The sequence below is a fragment of the Amycolatopsis sp. genome (assembly GCF_025464955.1).
Taxonomy (GTDB): Bacteria; Actinomycetota; Actinomycetes; order Mycobacteriales; family Pseudonocardiaceae; genus Amycolatopsis.
Genome location: NZ_JAODNM010000006.1, coordinates 33,711 through 50,247 on the forward strand (window position 1 = coordinate 33,711; position 16,537 = coordinate 50,247).

Annotated in this window: 12 protein-coding genes; 9 read left to right on the plus strand and 3 right to left on the minus strand. The window is 67.9% G+C overall.

Going from position 1 to position 16,537, the window contains the following annotated elements; genetic code table 11:
• Positions 1–25 precede the first annotated feature (25 nt).
• Positions 26–1,618, minus strand: a complete 1,593-nt coding sequence (locus JWQ81_RS00625; RefSeq protein WP_297536747.1) for a cation acetate symporter — start codon at positions 1,616–1,618, stop codon at positions 26–28.
• A complete protein-coding gene (locus JWQ81_RS00630) occupies positions 1,615–1,986 on the minus strand; it encodes a DUF485 domain-containing protein (RefSeq protein WP_297536760.1) in 372 nt (123 codons plus the stop codon). The genes JWQ81_RS00625 and JWQ81_RS00630 overlap by 4 nt, the downstream gene beginning before the upstream one ends.
• Positions 1,987–3,301: 1,315 nt before the next feature.
• Between JWQ81_RS00630 and JWQ81_RS00635 the strand changes: the two genes are divergently transcribed.
• The 8 genes from JWQ81_RS00635 (at position 3,302) to JWQ81_RS00670 (ending at position 14,192) form a co-directional block, all read left to right on the plus strand.
• Entirely contained in the window at positions 3,302–6,940 is a 3,639-nt protein-coding gene (locus JWQ81_RS00635; protein ID WP_297536748.1) for a nitrate- and nitrite sensing domain-containing protein, read from the plus strand.
• The gene (locus tag JWQ81_RS00640) at positions 6,937–7,389 is read left to right on the plus strand and encodes a roadblock/LC7 domain-containing protein (protein ID WP_297536749.1); all 453 of its coding nucleotides are present in this window, start codon (positions 6,937–6,939) and stop codon (positions 7,387–7,389) included. Before JWQ81_RS00635 ends, JWQ81_RS00640 begins: the two co-directional genes overlap by 4 nt.
• Before the next feature lie 7 nt (positions 7,390–7,396).
• Positions 7,397–8,146 (plus strand): DUF742 domain-containing protein, encoded by a 750-nt coding sequence (locus JWQ81_RS00645; protein WP_297536750.1) that lies wholly within the window; start codon positions 7,397–7,399, stop codon positions 8,144–8,146.
• Positions 8,127–8,738: an ATP/GTP-binding protein gene (locus JWQ81_RS00650; protein WP_297536751.1), complete on the plus strand. Its 612-nt coding sequence runs from the start codon at positions 8,127–8,129 to the stop codon at positions 8,736–8,738. The genes JWQ81_RS00645 and JWQ81_RS00650 overlap by 20 nt, the downstream gene beginning before the upstream one ends.
• Before the next feature lie 84 nt (positions 8,739–8,822).
• Positions 8,823–12,059, plus strand: a complete 3,237-nt coding sequence (gene icmF / locus JWQ81_RS00655; protein WP_297536752.1) for a fused isobutyryl-CoA mutase/GTPase IcmF — start codon at positions 8,823–8,825, stop codon at positions 12,057–12,059.
• 104 nt (positions 12,060–12,163) lie between these two features.
• Positions 12,164–12,994 carry an LLM class F420-dependent oxidoreductase gene (locus tag JWQ81_RS00660; protein ID WP_297536753.1) on the plus strand — a complete coding sequence of 277 codons (831 nt, stop codon included), beginning with the start codon at positions 12,164–12,166 and terminating at the stop codon, positions 12,992–12,994.
• A 4-nt stretch (positions 12,995–12,998) separates the two neighbouring features.
• The gene (locus JWQ81_RS00665; protein WP_297536754.1) at positions 12,999–13,142 is read left to right on the plus strand and encodes a hypothetical protein; all 144 of its coding nucleotides are present in this window, start codon (positions 12,999–13,001) and stop codon (positions 13,140–13,142) included.
• A gap of 57 nt (positions 13,143–13,199) precedes the next feature.
• Positions 13,200–14,192, plus strand: coding sequence for a TIGR03557 family F420-dependent LLM class oxidoreductase (locus JWQ81_RS00670; RefSeq protein WP_297536755.1), 993 nt, complete (start codon positions 13,200–13,202; stop codon positions 14,190–14,192).
• Between the two features lie 10 nt (positions 14,193–14,202).
• On the opposite strand, the gene JWQ81_RS00675 is transcribed toward JWQ81_RS00670, so the two are convergent.
• The gene (locus JWQ81_RS00675; protein WP_297536756.1) at positions 14,203–15,147 is read right to left on the minus strand and encodes a metalloregulator ArsR/SmtB family transcription factor; all 945 of its coding nucleotides are present in this window, start codon (positions 15,145–15,147) and stop codon (positions 14,203–14,205) included.
• 268 nt (positions 15,148–15,415) lie between these two features.
• On the opposite strand from JWQ81_RS00675, the gene JWQ81_RS00680 reads away from it, so the two are divergent.
• Positions 15,416–16,057: an RICIN domain-containing protein gene (locus tag JWQ81_RS00680; RefSeq protein WP_297536757.1), complete on the plus strand. Its 642-nt coding sequence runs from the start codon at positions 15,416–15,418 to the stop codon at positions 16,055–16,057.
• Positions 16,058–16,537 lie beyond the last annotated feature (480 nt).

Below are 16,537 nucleotides of genomic sequence, written 5' to 3' on the forward strand. Positions count from 1 at the left end.
CCCGCACCCGGGCGTTCCGCAACACTCACGAGCCGATGCCGGTCAGGGAGCGGACCTCCATCTCGGCCTGTAGTGCCGGGTCGGCCTTGTCCCGGCCGAAGACGGTGCCGAAGAAGCCGCAGATGAACGAGAACGGGATCGACACCAGGCCCGGGTTCTTCAGTGGGAACCAGTGGAAGTCGACGCTCTTGAAGATCGCGTCGGGCGCACCGGACACGACCGGGGAGAACAGCACCAGCAGCAGGCAGGCGATGAGGCCGCCGTAGATGCCCCAAAGCGTCCCGCTGGTGTTGAACCGCTTCCAGAATAGCGAGTACAGCAGGTTCGACAAGTTTGCCGAGGCCGCGACGGCCAGGGCCAGCCCGACGAGGAACGCGATGTTCTGCCCGTTGACCAGGATGCCGCCGGCGATGGCGAGCAGGCCGATCAGCACCGCGGTGATCCGCGCGACCCGGACCTCCTTGACCGGGTCGGCCCGGCCGTGCTTGAAGATGTTGGCGTAGACGTCGTGGGCGAACGAGGCCGAAGCGGTGATGGTCAGCCCGGCGATCACCGCGAGGATGGTCGCGAACGCGACGGCAGCGACGATGCCCAGCAGCAGCGTGCCGCCGATGTGCAGCGCGAGCAGCGGCGCGGCGGAGTTCTCGGCGCCGGGCGCGGACAGGATCTCGGACGGCCCGACGATCGCCGCCGCGCCGAAGCCGATGACCAGCGTGCACAGGTAGAAAATGAACATGGTGACGATCGCCCACACCACCGAGCGGCGGGCCTCGGTCGAGTTCGGCACGGTGTAGAAGCGCATGAGCACGTGGGGCAGTGACGCGATCCCGAGCACCAGCGCGAGCGAGAGCGACACGAAGTCCAGCTTGGTGGTGCCGTTGGCGCCGTACTGGCCGCCCGGTTCCAGGAGCCGCTGGCCGAGCGGGCTGCGCTGGGCTGCCGCCGACAGGATGTTGGAGAAGCTGAAGCCGAACTTCCCGAACAGGAAGACGGTGATCAGGGTGGCGCAGAGCAGCAGGATGCCCGCCTTGATGATCTGCACCCAGGTCGTGCCCTTCATCCCGCCGACCAGCACGTAGAGCACCATCACGATGCCGACCACGGCGATGACCAGCGACTGGGCGAGCTTGCCGTGGACGTTGAGCAGCAGAGCGACCAGGCCGCCGGCGCCGGCCATCTGGGCGAGCATGTAGAAGAAGGTGATGACCAGCGTCGAAGTAGCTGCGGCGGCCCGGACCGGGGGCTGCCTCATCCGGAAGCTGAGCACGTCACCCATGGTGAACCGGCCGGTGTTGCGCAGGAGCTCCGCGAGGAGCAGCAGGTCGACGAGCCACGCGACGAGGAAGCCGATCGAGTAGAGGAACCCGTCATAGCCGTGGATGGCGATGGCGCCGGCGATGCCGAGGAACGACGCCGCCGAGAGGAAGTCACCCGAAAGTGCGATGCCGTTCTGACGCCCGGTGAACGCGCTGCCCGCGGCGTAGTAGTCGGCGGTCGTCGAATTGCGGGTGCTCGCCTTGTAGACGACGAACAGGGTGATGACGACGAACACCCCGAACACGGCAATGTTCACGGTCGGGTTACTCGCCGGGGTGGTGGCTGCGAGGGTGGTGGTCATCGGATGATTACTCCTGCTTGCTCCCGGATCTCGGCGACCTGGGGATCCACGTGCTTTTTCGCGAACTTGAGGTACGCGATCGTGATGAGGATGGTGCTGGCGAACTGGCCGAGGCCGAACAGCATCGCCACGTTGACCTCGCCGAACACCCGCCGGCTCATGAAGTCGTGCGCGTAGGCCGCCAGCAGCACGTACGTCAGGTACCAGGCGAAGAACAGCAGGCTCATCGGGAAGATGAACCGCCGCAGCCGGCCGCGCAGGTCGACGAACGCGGCGCTGCGCTGGATGCCGGCGTAGTCGGGGCCGTCGGGGACCGGCGGCAGGGACGGCAGGTGCGGTACTTGCTCCCGGGCGAACATCGCCGGCATCTGGCCGGTCTCCTCGAGCGCGTTGCGAGGGGAGGGGCCGCCGGGCCGCGGGTTGCCGGGGCGGATGCGCGCGGGCAGCGGCTTGCGCGGCCCGCCGGCCAGCGGATCGTCCGGCTTGGGGCCGTTCTTCGGGGTGCCGCCCGGCTGAGGACCGCTGTACTGGGGGATGTCGTACATGGATGCCTCCGGGGACTTCGGCCCATGGCTGGGCACGGCGTCCGTGCTTCGCGGATCGTTCCGCGCCCTCGCGGGCCTTCAAGGCGGCCATAGTAACCAGCGGCCGGAACGCCCGGAAAAGCGGTGGACCCGGTTTTACCTGGTATTTGCTTTCCCCGGTTAACGGCCGTTGTCTCCCCGATCACGGGCAGATCACTCGGACGATAATAACGACGGTGACGCAGTGCGGTTACGGTGCCAGCGAATGGGGGATCCGACGCCGTTGGACAGGGTAGGTCCGTCGTTCTTGGACGCAATTGCTACGGTTGGTAGTCGGCGCGGTGAGCGAGGCGGCCAGTGGCACCTCAGGCCGGGCCACTTCACCCGCCCGGGTGGTGAAGAACGGCTGCCGAGGATCTCGATCCGGTCAGGAATCGCCATGTCGGGGCCGACTATTACGCGATCCGGGCGATGCCACAACATCGTGCACACATTTGGGGTTGACCCCCCGTTGGGGGCACGCTCAGTAGACCTTTCGGGGGGTTCGACTACTCTCCGTGGGCTAAATGGGTGACACGGTGGTCCGCGAATACTCAGCGTGCTGTAACCGAAATTCCCCGTCCGTCGGCGATCTTCCGAATAGTGCTTGCAAAAATCTGGCCAAATTGGCATTTCCGCTGGTCAGCCCCGGTGAACTGAAGACAATTGACGGCGTGGGGATTGGTGTACGATTCTTTCGCCAAGCTGACCGCAGTGATCGATGGGCACCGAGCTGGACAGGTACGAGAGTGATCTTCGAGACCGTGCACTTCGCATCATGCGAGGTAGGCAGACCGGCAGAGACCGGCACTGCCGCGCACAGCCGTCTGGCGAAGAGCGCGTGTCACCCGGCCGTGTCCACCGGGATCGATCACCCGCGGTCCGGCGACGGACCTGAGCACCCTCCCGGGGCACCCCCCGGGCGAACAACGACCAGACGCCGGACGCGGATCGGCAGGGATGGAACGGATGTGGCGCGAGCACAGCACCCGGGGCGACCGGCGGACCGCCGGCCGGCGCACCGGGGCGCAGGCCGCGGCCACCGCGCCGTGAACCGCCGACCCGGATCGAATCCGCCGGACAGGGAGTCACCTTCGTGACGGTTGCAGGAGAAGGCCAAGTGCCTGTTGGGAAGCTGCTCGGCCGACCACAGAAACGACGGCGATGGGGCGGCTGGAGCGCGGTGGTGCGCTGGCGTGACTGGAGCCTTCCGGTCAAGCTGTCCGCCGTCACGCTGATCCCGATCATCATCGCCCTGGTACTGGGCGTGACGACGATCGCGGGTCAGGTCGGCAAGTCCGACGGCTACCAGCGCGTCGACCGCCTCGTCACACTCAGCTCGGACGTCCGCACGCTGCTCGCGGACCTGCAGCGGGAGCGCACCCAGGCCGCCGCGGTGCTCACCGCGGGCACCGTCGGCGGTACCCCCGCGCTGACGTCCGCGCGCACCGACGTCGACCGCGCTGTCGCCCCCTTCGCCGATGCCAGCCAGCGTGCCGTCGCGCTGGACAGCGCCATCGCCGCACCCGTCAGAGATACGTCCACCGCGCTCGCCAAGCTCGCCGGTCTCCGGCAGCAGGCCGCCGCCGGCCAGCTCGACCCGGTGCAGGCGATCACCGGCTACACCGAAATCACCACCGCGCTGCTGAACCTCGACACCTCGCTCGCGGCCGGGGTCACTGACGACACGATCGGTGGCGCGCCGGGCGCGCTGCACGATCTGCAGGTCGCCGGCGAGCAGGTGTCGTTGTCGCAGGCGCTGATCGACTACGGGATCGGGCGCGGCAACCTCGCGCCGACCGAGCTGGTGCTGGCCAGGGCCGCGCAGGTACGCCTGGGCGACCGGCTCGACGACTTCCGCGCCGCCGCCACCGCGCAGCAGCGCGCGGACTTCGCCGCCACTGTGCCCGGCGCGCGGTTCGACGCCAGGGATGCGCTGGCCAACGGCGTCCTGCAGGCTTCGGACACCCCGACCCAACAGTCCCTGCGGCAGTTGTCCGGCCAGCAGTGGGACGACGCGTCCACCGCCGTGCTGACCGGGATCGACCAGGTCGCCGGCCGGGTGGGGCAGCAGATCCAGGCAACGTCGGCACGACTGGTGGACAGCTCCAGCAGCGGGGCCGGCGTGCTCGCGGTGCTGCTGTTCGGCGCACTGGTGCTGGCCGCCGCGGTCGTCTTCCTGATCACCCGCCAGCTGCTGCGTTCATTGCGGATCCTTCGGGCCAGCGCGCTCGACGTCGCGGAGCAGCAGCTGCCCGCCGCCGTCCGCAACATCCAGGAGGGCCGCACACAGGGCACCGACGTCCGGCCGGTGCCGATCACGGTCAACGACGAGATCGGCGAGGTCGCTCGGGCCTTCGACGCTGTCCACCACCAGGCGCTGCGGCTCGCGACCGAGCAGGCCGCGATGCGCACCGGCTACGGCAGCGTGTTCGTCAACCTGTCCCGCCGCAGCCAGAGCCTCGTGCAGCGTCAGCTGCAGCTGATCGAGCGGCTCGAACGCGACGAAGAGGACGCCGACCAGCTCGCCACCCTCTTCCAGCTCGACCACCTCGCCACCCGCATGCGCCGGAACAACGAGAACCTGATGGTCCTGTCGGGCTCGGAGCCCAGCAGGCGGTCGGGCCAGCCGGTCAGCACCACCGACGTGCTGCGCGCCGCGGTGTCGGAGATCGAGCAGTACCAGCGGGTCGTCGTCCAGCCGCCGCCCGTCGCCCGGATCGTCGGCTACGCCGCCAGTGACCTGATGCGGCTGCTTGCCGAGCTGCTCGACAACGCGACAGCGTTCTCCGCCCCGGAGACGCACGTGACCATGGCGACTCGGCTCGCCGACGACGGCTCGTTGTCGGTGGACATCCTCGACAAGGGCATCGGCATGAACGAAGCCGAAGTCGCCGAGGCCAACACACGGCTCACCGAGGCAGGCTCGGTCGACCTGGCCACCTCACGGCGGATGGGCCTGTTCGTGGTCGGCAGGCTCGCCAGCCGGCACCGCGTCGGCGTCTCGCTCTTCGGCGGCCGCGACATCGTCGGTGTCCGTGCCACGGTCACCGTGCCTGCCGAGCTGGTCATGGCACCGCCGGCGCCGGAGGCGGCCAAGCCGCACCAGCGGCCGCCGGTGGCCGGTGGCATCGGCACCCCGGGCGCGCTGCCCCGGCGGCAGCGGACGGTCAACGGGGCGACCAGGCCCGGTATCGCCGTCCCGCCGCAGGGCGACCGACGCTCGTCGGGTGACCCGACCGTGGTCAACGGGCACGCGCCTGTCGTCCGCCCGCCGTCGGACCTCGAGGTCTCCGGGACGGCCCTGTTCAGCCCGATCAAGTCGGACGACCCGGCCGCTCCGCCGTCGTGGCCGGGCCTGACGGCGTCGCCGCTCGTCCCGCAGCAGCTGCCCACGCGGCCGACTGCGCCGGTGGAGCCCCCGAAACCCCCGACGTCCCCGAAGGCTCCGGAGGCTCCGGAGGCACTGAAGCCGCCGACAACTCCGCCTGTCGTGGACGACGGCGATCTCCCGCGCGGCAAGGCGCTGTTCACCGCGAACGGCACCGCGTTGACCGAGTGGTGGAACCAGGCCGCGGGCTCGCTGCCCCAGCGGGCGACTCCGCCCGTGGTGCCGCCGCCGACGGAGGCGGAGACGACTTCGGAGACCACGCCGATCTTCGACGAGATGCTGTCGGCGTGGTTCCGCAGCAGCGCGCCGGTGCCGGCGAAGCCTGCTGTCGCAGAAGAGAAGGCGGACGGGAAGGCGCCGGAAGAAGCGGCTGCCGAAGCGTCGGCAGAGGGTGAGACGAAGGCGCTCACCGGCTGGGACTTCGCCAGCGACGAGAACTGGCGGACCGTCCAGGCGGTCACCCAGGCGCAGCCGCCGTCGACGCTCACTCAAGCGGGGCTGCCGATCCGGCGTCGCGGCGAGCAGCTGATGCCGGGCAGTGCCGCTCCCGCCGAGCCGGCGACACCGGTCGGCGAGAGCCCGGCTGTCGCCGAATGGCCGACCCGCGATCCCTCCGAGATGCGCGGCAGGCTCAGCAGCTTCCAGCAGGGCGTCAGCCGCGGCCGCAAGGCAACCAAGGAGCAGGCCGAAGCAACCGAAGCCACCGAAGCCACAGTCACCGAGAAGCCCGCGGGCAAGGTGTCGGAAAAGGCCTCGGAAAAGACTGCGGACAAGCCCGCGGAATCGGCTGCAAAGGTGGCGGACAAGGCTTCGGAAGGGCCGGTCGACAAGGCGTCGGACGAGGTCACCGGAGTTACCGGCGACATCGGTGTCGAGGCGGCGAGCGAAGCCGCCGAGGCGCCGAAAGCTGCCGAGACCCAGCCCGAAAAAGCCCCGGAAGCAGCCCCTGAAGCCACTGCTGCCGCCCTGGAACCGAGCCCGGTTCTGCCGCAGCGGGTGACCAAGACGGACTCGCCGGTACCATCAGCGCCTGCGCCGGTCCAGGAGCCGGTTTCGATCCCCGCATCCGAATTGGGTGCGACGGCAGAATGGGTGTTCGGATCCGATGAAAGCTGGCGGACCGTGCAGGCGGCGTCTCAGCCCGCACCGTCGACATACACGCCCGCCGGGTTGCCCCGGCGCCGCCGAGGAGAGCAGCTGCTCCCCGGCAGTGCGGCACCGCCGGTGGCGCCGCCAGGTCCCCGCCCGGAGCGCGACGCTCATGACGTGCGTGGAAGGTTGAGTAGTTTCCAGCAGGGAATTCAGCGCGGACGGCACCGGACAGCTCAATCGACCGAAGGCAACCAAGAAACCCTGGAGGGTGAATGACCTCGCCGAATGGTGCACAGCCCCAGCAGAATCAGTTCGGGTGGCTGGTCAACGACTTCGCCGAGCGGGTGCCGGGGGTGGCGCACGCCGTGGTCGTGTCGGCGGACGGGTTGTTGCTGACCTGCTCGAACCGGCTGCCGCTCGACCGCGCCGACCAGCTCGCCGCGGTCGCGTCCGGAATCGTCAGTTTGACCCAGGGAGCGGCACGGTGTTTCGAAGCGGGGGCCGTCAACGAGACGGTCGTGGAGATGGAACTCGGCATCATGGTGCTGATGTCGATCAGCGACGGTTCGTGCCTGGCCATCCTCGCCGCCCCGAACTGCGACATCGGCCAGGTCGCCTACGAGATGACCATGCTCGTCGACCGGGTCGGCCAGATCCTCACGCCCGAGCTGCGTGCGCAGCTTCAGGGTGCGGGTGGGTCGCTGATCGGTGAACCGGTGGGATGATATCTCGATGAGCACGGGACCCGGGTTCTCCGGTGAGGAGCCGGCAGCAGGTGATCAGCCCCCGCGAGTGGGGGTCGGTTCTGCTGCCCGAGGTGGGGACGACGGCACCTTCGCCGATGTCTTCAACGGCTTCGCGCTCGATTCCCGCCGTGGTCGTCGGAAGCGCAAGAAGAACAAGGAGACCACCGAAGGCCAGGCTCGGGACGGTAACCCGGACGAGCAGGCCGCACTTACGCCCCCGACTGACCAAGGAGACCGCGTGACCTCAGTAGTCTCTCCCCCAGGCCGGACAGACTCGCTCATCACGACGCCCGGCGGGCTGTTCGACGCCGGCGTGGCCGATTCCGGTTACCCGGACTACCCGAACTACCGGCAGACTTCGGAGCCGGATCTTCACCCGGCCGAGGAAACGGCCATCGTGCGGCCCTACGCGCTGACCGGTGGGCGTACCAAATCCAACTACGCACTGGAGTTGGAGACACTTGTCTCCACGAAGGAAAGCATCGCCGGCGCGCTATCGCCGGCGATAACCGAACAGGTCGAGAGCTTCTCGATCATGGAAGAGTGCCGGACCCCGCGTTCGGTCGCCGAGATCGCGGCGGCCTTGCGCGTACCGCTGGGTGTGGCACGGGTGCTGATCAGCGACGCCGCGGACGCCGGCCTGGTCACCGTGCACAAGACCATAACCGGCAGTGACGGCGCCGAGGCGCATCTGGTGTTGATGGAAAGGGTTTTGAGTGGACTCCGTCGGCTTTAAGGCACCGCGGGAGACCGCGCCTCCGACCATGACATCGGCCAAGATCGTGGTGGCCGGTGGCTTCGGCGCCGGGAAGACGACCTTCGTCGGATCGGTGTCGGAGATCGTGCCGCTCACCACCGAAGCGGTGATGACGGATGCAAGTGCCGGTATCGACAACATCGACAACACCCCGAACAAGACCACCACCACGGTGGCGATGGACTTCGGGCGCGTGTCGCTGGACGCGGACCTCATCCTGTACCTGTTCGGCACACCGGGCCAGCAACGTTTCTGGTTCATGTGGGACGACCTGGTGCGGGGCGCGATCGGCGCGGTCGTGCTCGCGGACACCCGGCGGCTCGCCGACTCGTTCGCGCCCGTCGACTTCTTCGAGGACCGCGGCTTGCCGTACATCGTCGGCGTCAACTGCTTCGACGGCATCCTCCAGCACGACATCAACGACGTGCGCGAGGCCCTGTCGATCAGTCCGAGCATCCCGATCGTGCGCTGTGACGCGCGGGACCGCGAGTCGACGAAGCAGACGCTGATCACGCTGGTCGAGTACGCGATGCGGCAGTGGATCGCGCTCCGGGCGGCCAACGCGAAGTAGGTTCGCGGGCCAGTTGATCTGAGATGCCCGTCACGTGCTGTTACGTGGGCTTGAAATAGTAGGAAGTCCTAGTATTTTAGGTGGATGAGCGCTGAACTCCACCGGCCCGCGAACCCCGTCCGGTTCGTCACCGCGTCGAGCCTGTTCGACGGGCACGACGCGTCGATCAACATCATGCGGCGCATCCTGCAGTCGCAGGGGGCCGAGGTCGTGCACCTCGGGCACAACCGCTCGGTCGACGAGGTCGTCACGGCCGCGATCACCGAGGACGTCCAGGGCGTGGCGATCAGCGCCTATCAGGGCGGGCACGTCGAGTACTTCAGCTACCTGGTTGAGCTGCTCGCGGAACGCGGCGCCGGCCACATCAAGGTCTACGGCGGCGGTGGCGGGGTCATCGTCCGCGAGGAGATCGACCTGCTGCACTCCCGTGGCGTCGCGCGCATCTTCTCCCCGGAGGACGGTTACGAGCTGGGCCTCCCGGGCATGATCAACCTGATGATCAAGGAGTGCGACGTCGATCTGTCGGCGGTTTCGCCGGGGTCGGTCGACAAGCTCCTCGCCGGTGACGTGCCGTCGCTCGCGCGGGTCATCACCCAGCTACAGCGCGAAGCACTCCCCGCCGACTGGCTCACCGCGATCACCGAGGCCGCGAAGGCGCGTCAGGTTCCGGTGCTCGGCATCACCGGAACGGGTGGTTCGGGCAAGTCCTCGCTCACCGACGAGCTGATCCGCCGGTTCCGGCTCGACCAGGAGGACAAGCTGCGGATCGCGGTCCTCGCCGTCGACCCGTCCCGCCGCAAGGGCGGGGGAGCGCTGCTGGGCGACCGGATCCGGATGAACTGCCTCGACGGTTCGCCGGTGTTCTTCCGCTCGCTCGCCACGCGGACCGCCAGCGGTGAGATCCCGACCGGCCTCAGCGAGGCGGTGCTGGCTTGCAAGGCCGCCGGGTACGACCTCGTGATCGTCGAAACCCCGGGTATCGGCCAGGGTGACGCCGGCATCGTCGACTACGTCGACCAGTCGCTCTACGTGATGACGCCCGAGTTCGGCGCCGCGTCCCAGCTTGAGAAGATCGACATGCTGGACTTCGCCGACGCCGTGGCGATCAACAAGTTCGAACGCCGTGGTGCCGAGGACGCGCGTCGCGACGTCGCCCGCCAGATGGTGCGCAACCGCCAGGCGTTCTCCTCCGCGCCCGAGGAGATGCCGGTGTTCGGCACCAGCGCGGCGAAGTTCAACGACGACGGCGTCACCGCGCTCTACCAGAACCTGCGCGACACCCTCGCCGAGCACGGGCTCCCCGTGGCGCCGGGGATGCTGCCTCATGTTGAGGGCAAGGTGTCCACCGACGCCAGCACGATCATCCCGTCGTCCAGGGCCCGGTACCTCGCGGACATCGCGGACACCGTGCGCGGCTACCACGCACAGACCCGGACCCAGGTCGACGCGGTGCGTACGCGTGAGCACTTCGCCGCGGCGAAGGACGCCCTCGCCGCTGCCGGGGCCGACGTCGACGCGATCGAGAAGCTGCTCGAAGATGCCGATGAAAACGTCAGTGACTACACGAAAAAGCTCCTGGCGCGGTACTCCGAGCTGGCCGAGTCCTACGGTCACGACGAGCTCGTGGTGAAGATCCGGGACAAGGAGCTGCGCACGACGCTGTTCCGGGAGACGTTGTCCGGCAACAAGATCCCGCGCGTGGCCTTGCCGCGCTACACCGACCCAGGCGAGCTGCTGTCCTTCCTGCGCCGCGAACACCTTCCCGGATACTTCCCTTACACCGCCGGCGTTTTCCCGTTCAAGCGGGAGGGTGAGGACCCGGCGCGCATGTTCGCCGGCGAGGGTGACCCGTTCAGGACCAACCGTCGGTTCAAGCTGCTCTCCGCCGACTCTGACGCGAAGCGGCTGTCGACGGCGTTCGACTCGGTGACGTTGTACGGGCACGACCCGCACACCCGGCCGGACATCTACGGCAAGGTCGGCACCTCCGGGGTGTCCATCGCGACGCTCGAGGACATGAAGGCCCTCTACGACGGCTTCGAGCTGACTTCGCCGAGCACGTCGGTGTCGATGACGATCAACGGCCCGGCGCCGACGATCCTGGCGTTCTTCCTGAACACGGCCATCGACCAGCAGCTCACCGCGTTCGAGGCGAAGAACGGCCGCGCGCCCAGCACGGACGAGGCCGCCGAGCTGCGGGAGTTCGCGCTGCACAACGTCCGCGGCACCGTGCAGGCCGACATTCTCAAGGAGGACCAGGGGCAGAACACCTGCATCTTCTCCACCGAGTTCAGCCTGCGGATGATGGCCGACATCCAGGAGTGGTTCATCCGGAACGGGGTGCGCAACTTCTATTCGGTGTCGATCTCCGGCTACCACATCGCGGAGGCCGGGGCGAACCCGATCTCGCAGCTGGCGTTCACGCTGTCCAACGGCTTCACCTACGTCGAGTCCTACCTCGCGCGCGGTATGGACATCAACGACTTCGCGCCGAACCTGTCGTTCTTCTTCTCCAACGGGATGGACGCGGAATACTCCGTGCTCGGGCGGGTCGCGCGGCGGATCTGGGCGGTCGCGATGCGCGAGCGCTACGGCGCCGACGACCGGTCGCAGAAGATGAAGTACCACGTGCAGACGTCGGGGCGCTCGCTGCACGCGCAGGAGATGAACTTCAACGACATCCGCACCACGCTGCAGGCGCTGTGCGCGCTGTACGACAACGCGAACTCGTTGCACACCAACGCCTTCGACGAGGCGATCACCACGCCGAGCGAGTCTTCGGTGCGGCGTGCGATGGCCATCCAGATGATCATCAACAAGGAGTGGGGCCTCTCGAAGAACGAGAACCCGCTGCAGGGCGCGTTCATCATCGACGAGCTCACCGACCTGGTCGAAGAGGCCGTGCTGGTCGAATTCGACCGCATCTCCGAGCGCGGCGGTGTGCTCGGCGCGATGGAGACCGGCTACCAGCGCGGCAAGATCCAGGACGAGTCGATCCTCTACGAGCGGCTGAAGCACGATGGAACGTTGCCGATCGTCGGGGTGAACACGTTCCGCAATGAGCACCCGGACGCCCACGAGCAGGACGTCGAGCTCGCGCGGGCGACCGAGGAGGAGAAGGAGTCGCAGCTCAAGCGACTGGCCGACTTCCAGCACCGCCACGACCTGGACGCGCAGGAAGCGCTGAAGTCCCTGCGCGCGGCCGCGACGCGGGGCGGAAACCTGTTCGGTGAGCTCATGGACGCCGCCCGTGTCTGCTCGCTGGGTCAAATCACCGACGCCTTCTTCGAGGTCGGCGGACAGTACCGGCGGAACGTCTAGGGCTCGTGAGTGTTCCGGACGCCTTCTAACCGGCCGGAACACTCACGAGTCATGGACGGCCAGTCCAGGGAACACAACGGCCGCTCCCGTGGTTCGATCAAGGTATGAAATTCGGAATCGCCACGTTCGTGACCGATGAGGGCATCCGGCCCGGCAAGCTGGGAAAGGCGCTGGAAGAGCGAGGTTTCGACTCGCTGTTCCTGGCCGAGCACTCGCACATCCCAGCGAGCCGTGAGAGCCCGTATCCCGGCGGCGAACCGCTGCCCCGTGTCTACTACCGGACGCTCGACCCGTTCGTCACGTTGACGGCCGTCGCCGCCGTGACGGAGAACCTCATCCTCGGCACCGGCATCGCCCTGCTCATCCAGCGCGACCTGATTCACACCGCCAAGGAGGTCGCCAGCCTGGACCTGCTTTCGGGCGGGCGCGTGGCCTTCGGCGTCGGAGTGGGCTGGAACCGGGAGGAAATGCGTAATCACGGCACCGACCCGAAGACGCGGGGTTCGCTGATCAACGAGCAGCTCGCCGCGCTCAAGGAGATCTGGACGAAGGACGAGGCCGAGTTCCACGGCAAGTTCGTCGACTTCGACCCGATCTTCGCGTGGCCGAAGCCGGTGCAGAAGCCACATCCGCCGATCTTCATCGGTGGCGAGAGCCCGGCCGCCCTGGACCGCCTCCAGAAGTACGGCGACGCGTGGCTCCCGCGTGGCAATACGCAGCCGGAGGAGATCGTGCGTGTCCGGCAGTGGCTCGTCGACCACGGCCGGGAGAACGTGCCGTTCACCGTCTTCGGCAGCCCCGACGACGACAAGACGTTGTCGGGTCACCGGGAGGCCGGTGTCGAATCGGTCACTTTCTTCCTCGACACCGTTCCGGAAGCCGAGACGCTGACCGCGCTGGACAAGTTCGCCGAGCTCGCCGCGAAATACCGGTGAGCCGATGAAATTCGGGGTGACGACGCTGGTTGTCGACGGATCGATCCGGCCGGACGTACTCGGCAGGGGGCAGGAGGCGGCGAGTCTCGACGCGTTTTCCAACGGCCGGTTCCACGAGTTGGCGAAGCTGGTTGAGCAGTACCACTGAGCAGTACCACTGAGCAGTACCACTGAGAAGTACACCTGAACCAGATGGGACATACGTGTGAGTGACGTTCAGATCGGCATGGCGGCGGCGCTGGAGCAGTTCTCGCCGCGTGAGTCGATTCGGCTGGCGGCGCTGGCCGAACAAAACGGGTTCTCCGGCCAGATGGCCGCGGACCACTTCCAGCCCTGGGTCCCGCAGCAGGGGCAGGCGTCGTTCGTCTGGAGCGTGCTGGCTTCGCTGGCCGAGAACACGACCGGGGACCTCGGTCCCGGGGTGACCTGCCCGTCGTTCCGCCTGCACCCGGCGATGGTCGCGCAGGCCGCGGCGACGCTCGAGGCCACCTACCCCGGCCGCACCTGGCTCGGGATCGGGTCCGGCGAGGCGCTCAACGAGCACATCATCGGCGGCTACTGGCCGGAGGCCCCGGAGCGCGTCAAGCGCATGTTCGAGGCCCTCGAGGTCATCCGGAAGCTGTTCACCGGCAAGGACGTCAAGCACAGCGGTGAGTTCTTCAAGCTGCACACGAGTCGCTTGTGGACGCTGCCGGACGGCCCGCCGCCGCCGGTGTACATCGCCGCGGCCGGGCCGTACACCTCCCGCAAGACCGGTGAGCTGGCCGACGGCCTGATCACGCCCGGCGCGTCCATCGAGAAGCTCGGGGGCATCCTCGACAACTTCAACCAGGGCGCGAAGAAGGCCGGTAAGGACCCGGACGAGATGCCGAAGCTCCTACAGGTGCACCTTTCGTGGGCGGACTCCGACGAAGAGGCGTGGACGAACGCGATGGAGCAGTGGCCCAACGGCGGGATGAAGTTCCCGAAGGCCGACGTCCGCTCGCCGTTCGACTTCGCGCAGATGGCGAAGCTGGTGCGGCGCGAGGACTTCGAGGGCCGCATGGTCGTCTCGTCCGACCCGGACGTCCACCGCGCGTCTCTGCAGAAGTACATCGACGCCGGGTTCAACCGCATCTACATCCACAACGTGGGCCTGAACCAGGACAAGTGGCTCGAGACCTTCGGCCGCGAGGTTCTGCCGAAGCTCACCGCGTAACCGAAGTAACTCAGTTCGCCAGTAGGGCGCTGCCCAACGGGGTCAGCGAGTGCAGGACGGTGTTGCGGTCGCGGTGGGTGCTGATCAGGCCCGCCTCCCGCAGGATCGCCGTGTGCTTGCTGACCGCGGACGGGGTCACGCCGAGCAGCGCGGCGAGTTCGGACGTGCTGCATCCGGCGGCCATCGTCCGCAGGGCGGCGGCCCTCGTCGGACCGAGCAGGTCGGCCAGTGCTTTGCGCTGGTCGCCAGGGTTGGTGCGCGCTGGGGAAAGGGTTCGCTCGGACGGGTAGACCAGTCTTGCGGGCTGCCCGTCGTACGCCGTGAGGATCTCCGGCGCGATCGAGAAGAACGCGGGCAGCAGGACGAGCCGTGCGCCGCCGAGCCGGACGTCTTCCACGCCGGCATCGGCGGCCGTCGTCGGGGACGACCAGGTCACGAGTGGTCGAAGGCTGGTCAGCAGCGCGTACACCCCGCCGGTGAGCAGGGTCTGGGTCCGGCGCTCAAGGTCGGCTTCGACCTGGGCACGCACCGTCGGCCAATGTGGGGTAAGCGCGGCCTCGAAGTAGTCGCGCAGCGCCGTGACCAGGGTTCCGATGTGCCCGTCGGCCAGCGAAGCCGCCCAGGGTGGGATTGCATGTCCGTCGGCGGCCCGAAGCACGTCCTCGTGAAGCCGTTCAGGGCTCGTTTCACGTACCGCGGCCAAGGCGGTTTCGAGGTCGGGGCGGCCGGGGAACGGAACGAGGCAGGCCGGCACGGCAACCCCAGGCCGGCACAGCCACGCGAGCGCGCGGGCCGAGGACGGCAGGTGGTGCCGTGCCCAGCGTCTCCACCAGGCGAACGCCGTCGTGCCGTCACGGCTCTGCAGCAGTCGCAGGCTGGCCGTCAGCTCGACGAGCGGGTCGACGCCGGCCAGCCCGACGCGCGTCAGATCGTGGACGGTCAGTTCCAGCCGCATCGCGGAACCCCCTCCACGTTAGATACCGACGCTTCTTGTTCGTCCGATCGGGCGAAGTCGTTACATGGCTGACCTGCGTTATTGCGCGGGCGCGCAATGTTGTCGACCGGAACCGGCGGAACGAGAATGATCGATCAAGGAAATCCGCTGACGCGGTTTTTCCGAGGGGGAGTTTCACACGGCGTTCGCCGTACCACCATCACGAGACGGGTGTCCGGTGCCCGGCTTTCGGTGTCCCCTCGACTGGGACATCGGAAAAAGGGGAAAGATGACGAAGACGAAGCGACTCCTGGCGACGGTGGCCGCGGCGGCCGGCGTGCTCGCGCTGGCCACGGCTCCGCAGGCCGGCGCGGCGGAGACGCCCACGCAGGGCGCGCTCGTACAGAGCGCGATCAAGAACATGCACCTGATCCCGGCGCAGCTGCATGGGTCGGCCAAGAGCTCGAGGGTTGCCGCCGCGCCGGCCGACACCGCGGCCTACCTGATCCCGTCCGGGCTGAACAACGGCCGATGCCTCGATGCCGACACGGCTTCCCTCGGCAGCAACGGCACGAGGGTCCAGCTCTGGACCTGCGACAACACCGCGGCGAACCAGGCGTTCTACATCACGCAGATCCCCGAGGGCTACCTGCGCTTCCAGAACGTCGCGAACGGCCGGTACCTCGACGCCGACCTGGGCTCGATCAAGACCAACGGCACCCGCGTCCAGCTGTGGGACTACGCCGGTGGCGCCAAGAACCAGTGGTGGGGTCAGACGGTGATCCCGGAGGGTTACGCCCGCCTCCAGAACGGTGCCAGCGGCCGGTACCTGAACGCGCAGGGGTCCGCCGGTGGCAACGGCACCTTGATCCAGCTGTGGGACTTCATCGGCGGCGCCCGTACCGAGTGGTGGGGCCAGCCCCCCGCCTGACACGGTCCTGATGTCGGCGTGAAGGCCGCCCTCGTCGCGTTCCGCGGCGAGGGCGGCCTTCACGGTTTCCAAGACACCCCACAAAAGCGCACCACTGCGGACATCGACGTCCGCAACTCGCCGTCGAGTTGCGATGCTTAGCGTCCGCAAGGAAGGCACTTTTGTGCAAGAGTGCCCTGTTTGAGAGCTCAACGAGGGCGCAAAAGTGGCTCTTGTGTCGTATGTGTGGGTCCGCGACGCCTCAGTGGTGTCGGTGTGGCTGGTGGGGTTCTTGAGGTCAGTGGGTGTGGTCGGCTGTCGGTGATTGTGGGACTCGTCGGCGTGAACGTGGCACTCGCCGGGCTGGAGTGTGCGACTCGCCGATGTGCTGTGCGAGTCCCACGTTCAGCGAGGGCGAGTCCCACACTCAGACCGGCGAGTCCCACACCCAGCTCCGGACACCGGCATTCGCCATACACCGGACACGACCAGGCCCTTGCT

Coding starts and splice junctions, on each gene's coding strand:
- JWQ81_RS00625 (WP_297536747.1), bottom strand. CDS start 1,618: ATGACCACCACCCTCGCAGCCACCACCCCGGCGAGTAACCCGACCGTG.
- JWQ81_RS00630 (WP_297536760.1), bottom strand. CDS start 1,986: ATGCCGGCGATGTTCGCCCGGGAGCAAGTACCGCACCTGCCGTCCCTG.
- JWQ81_RS00640 (WP_297536749.1), top strand. CDS start 6,937: ATGACCTCGCCGAATGGTGCACAGCCCCAGCAGAATCAGTTCGGGTGG.
- JWQ81_RS00645 (WP_297536750.1), top strand. CDS start 7,397: ATGAGCACGGGACCCGGGTTCTCCGGTGAGGAGCCGGCAGCAGGTGAT.
- icmF (WP_297536752.1), top strand. CDS start 8,823: ATGAGCGCTGAACTCCACCGGCCCGCGAACCCCGTCCGGTTCGTCACC.
- JWQ81_RS00660 (WP_297536753.1), top strand. CDS start 12,164: ATGAAATTCGGAATCGCCACGTTCGTGACCGATGAGGGCATCCGGCCC.
- JWQ81_RS00665 (WP_297536754.1), top strand. CDS start 12,999: ATGAAATTCGGGGTGACGACGCTGGTTGTCGACGGATCGATCCGGCCG.
- JWQ81_RS00675 (WP_297536756.1), bottom strand. CDS start 15,147: ATGCGGCTGGAACTGACCGTCCACGATCTGACGCGCGTCGGGCTGGCC.
- JWQ81_RS00680 (WP_297536757.1), top strand. CDS start 15,416: ATGACGAAGACGAAGCGACTCCTGGCGACGGTGGCCGCGGCGGCCGGC.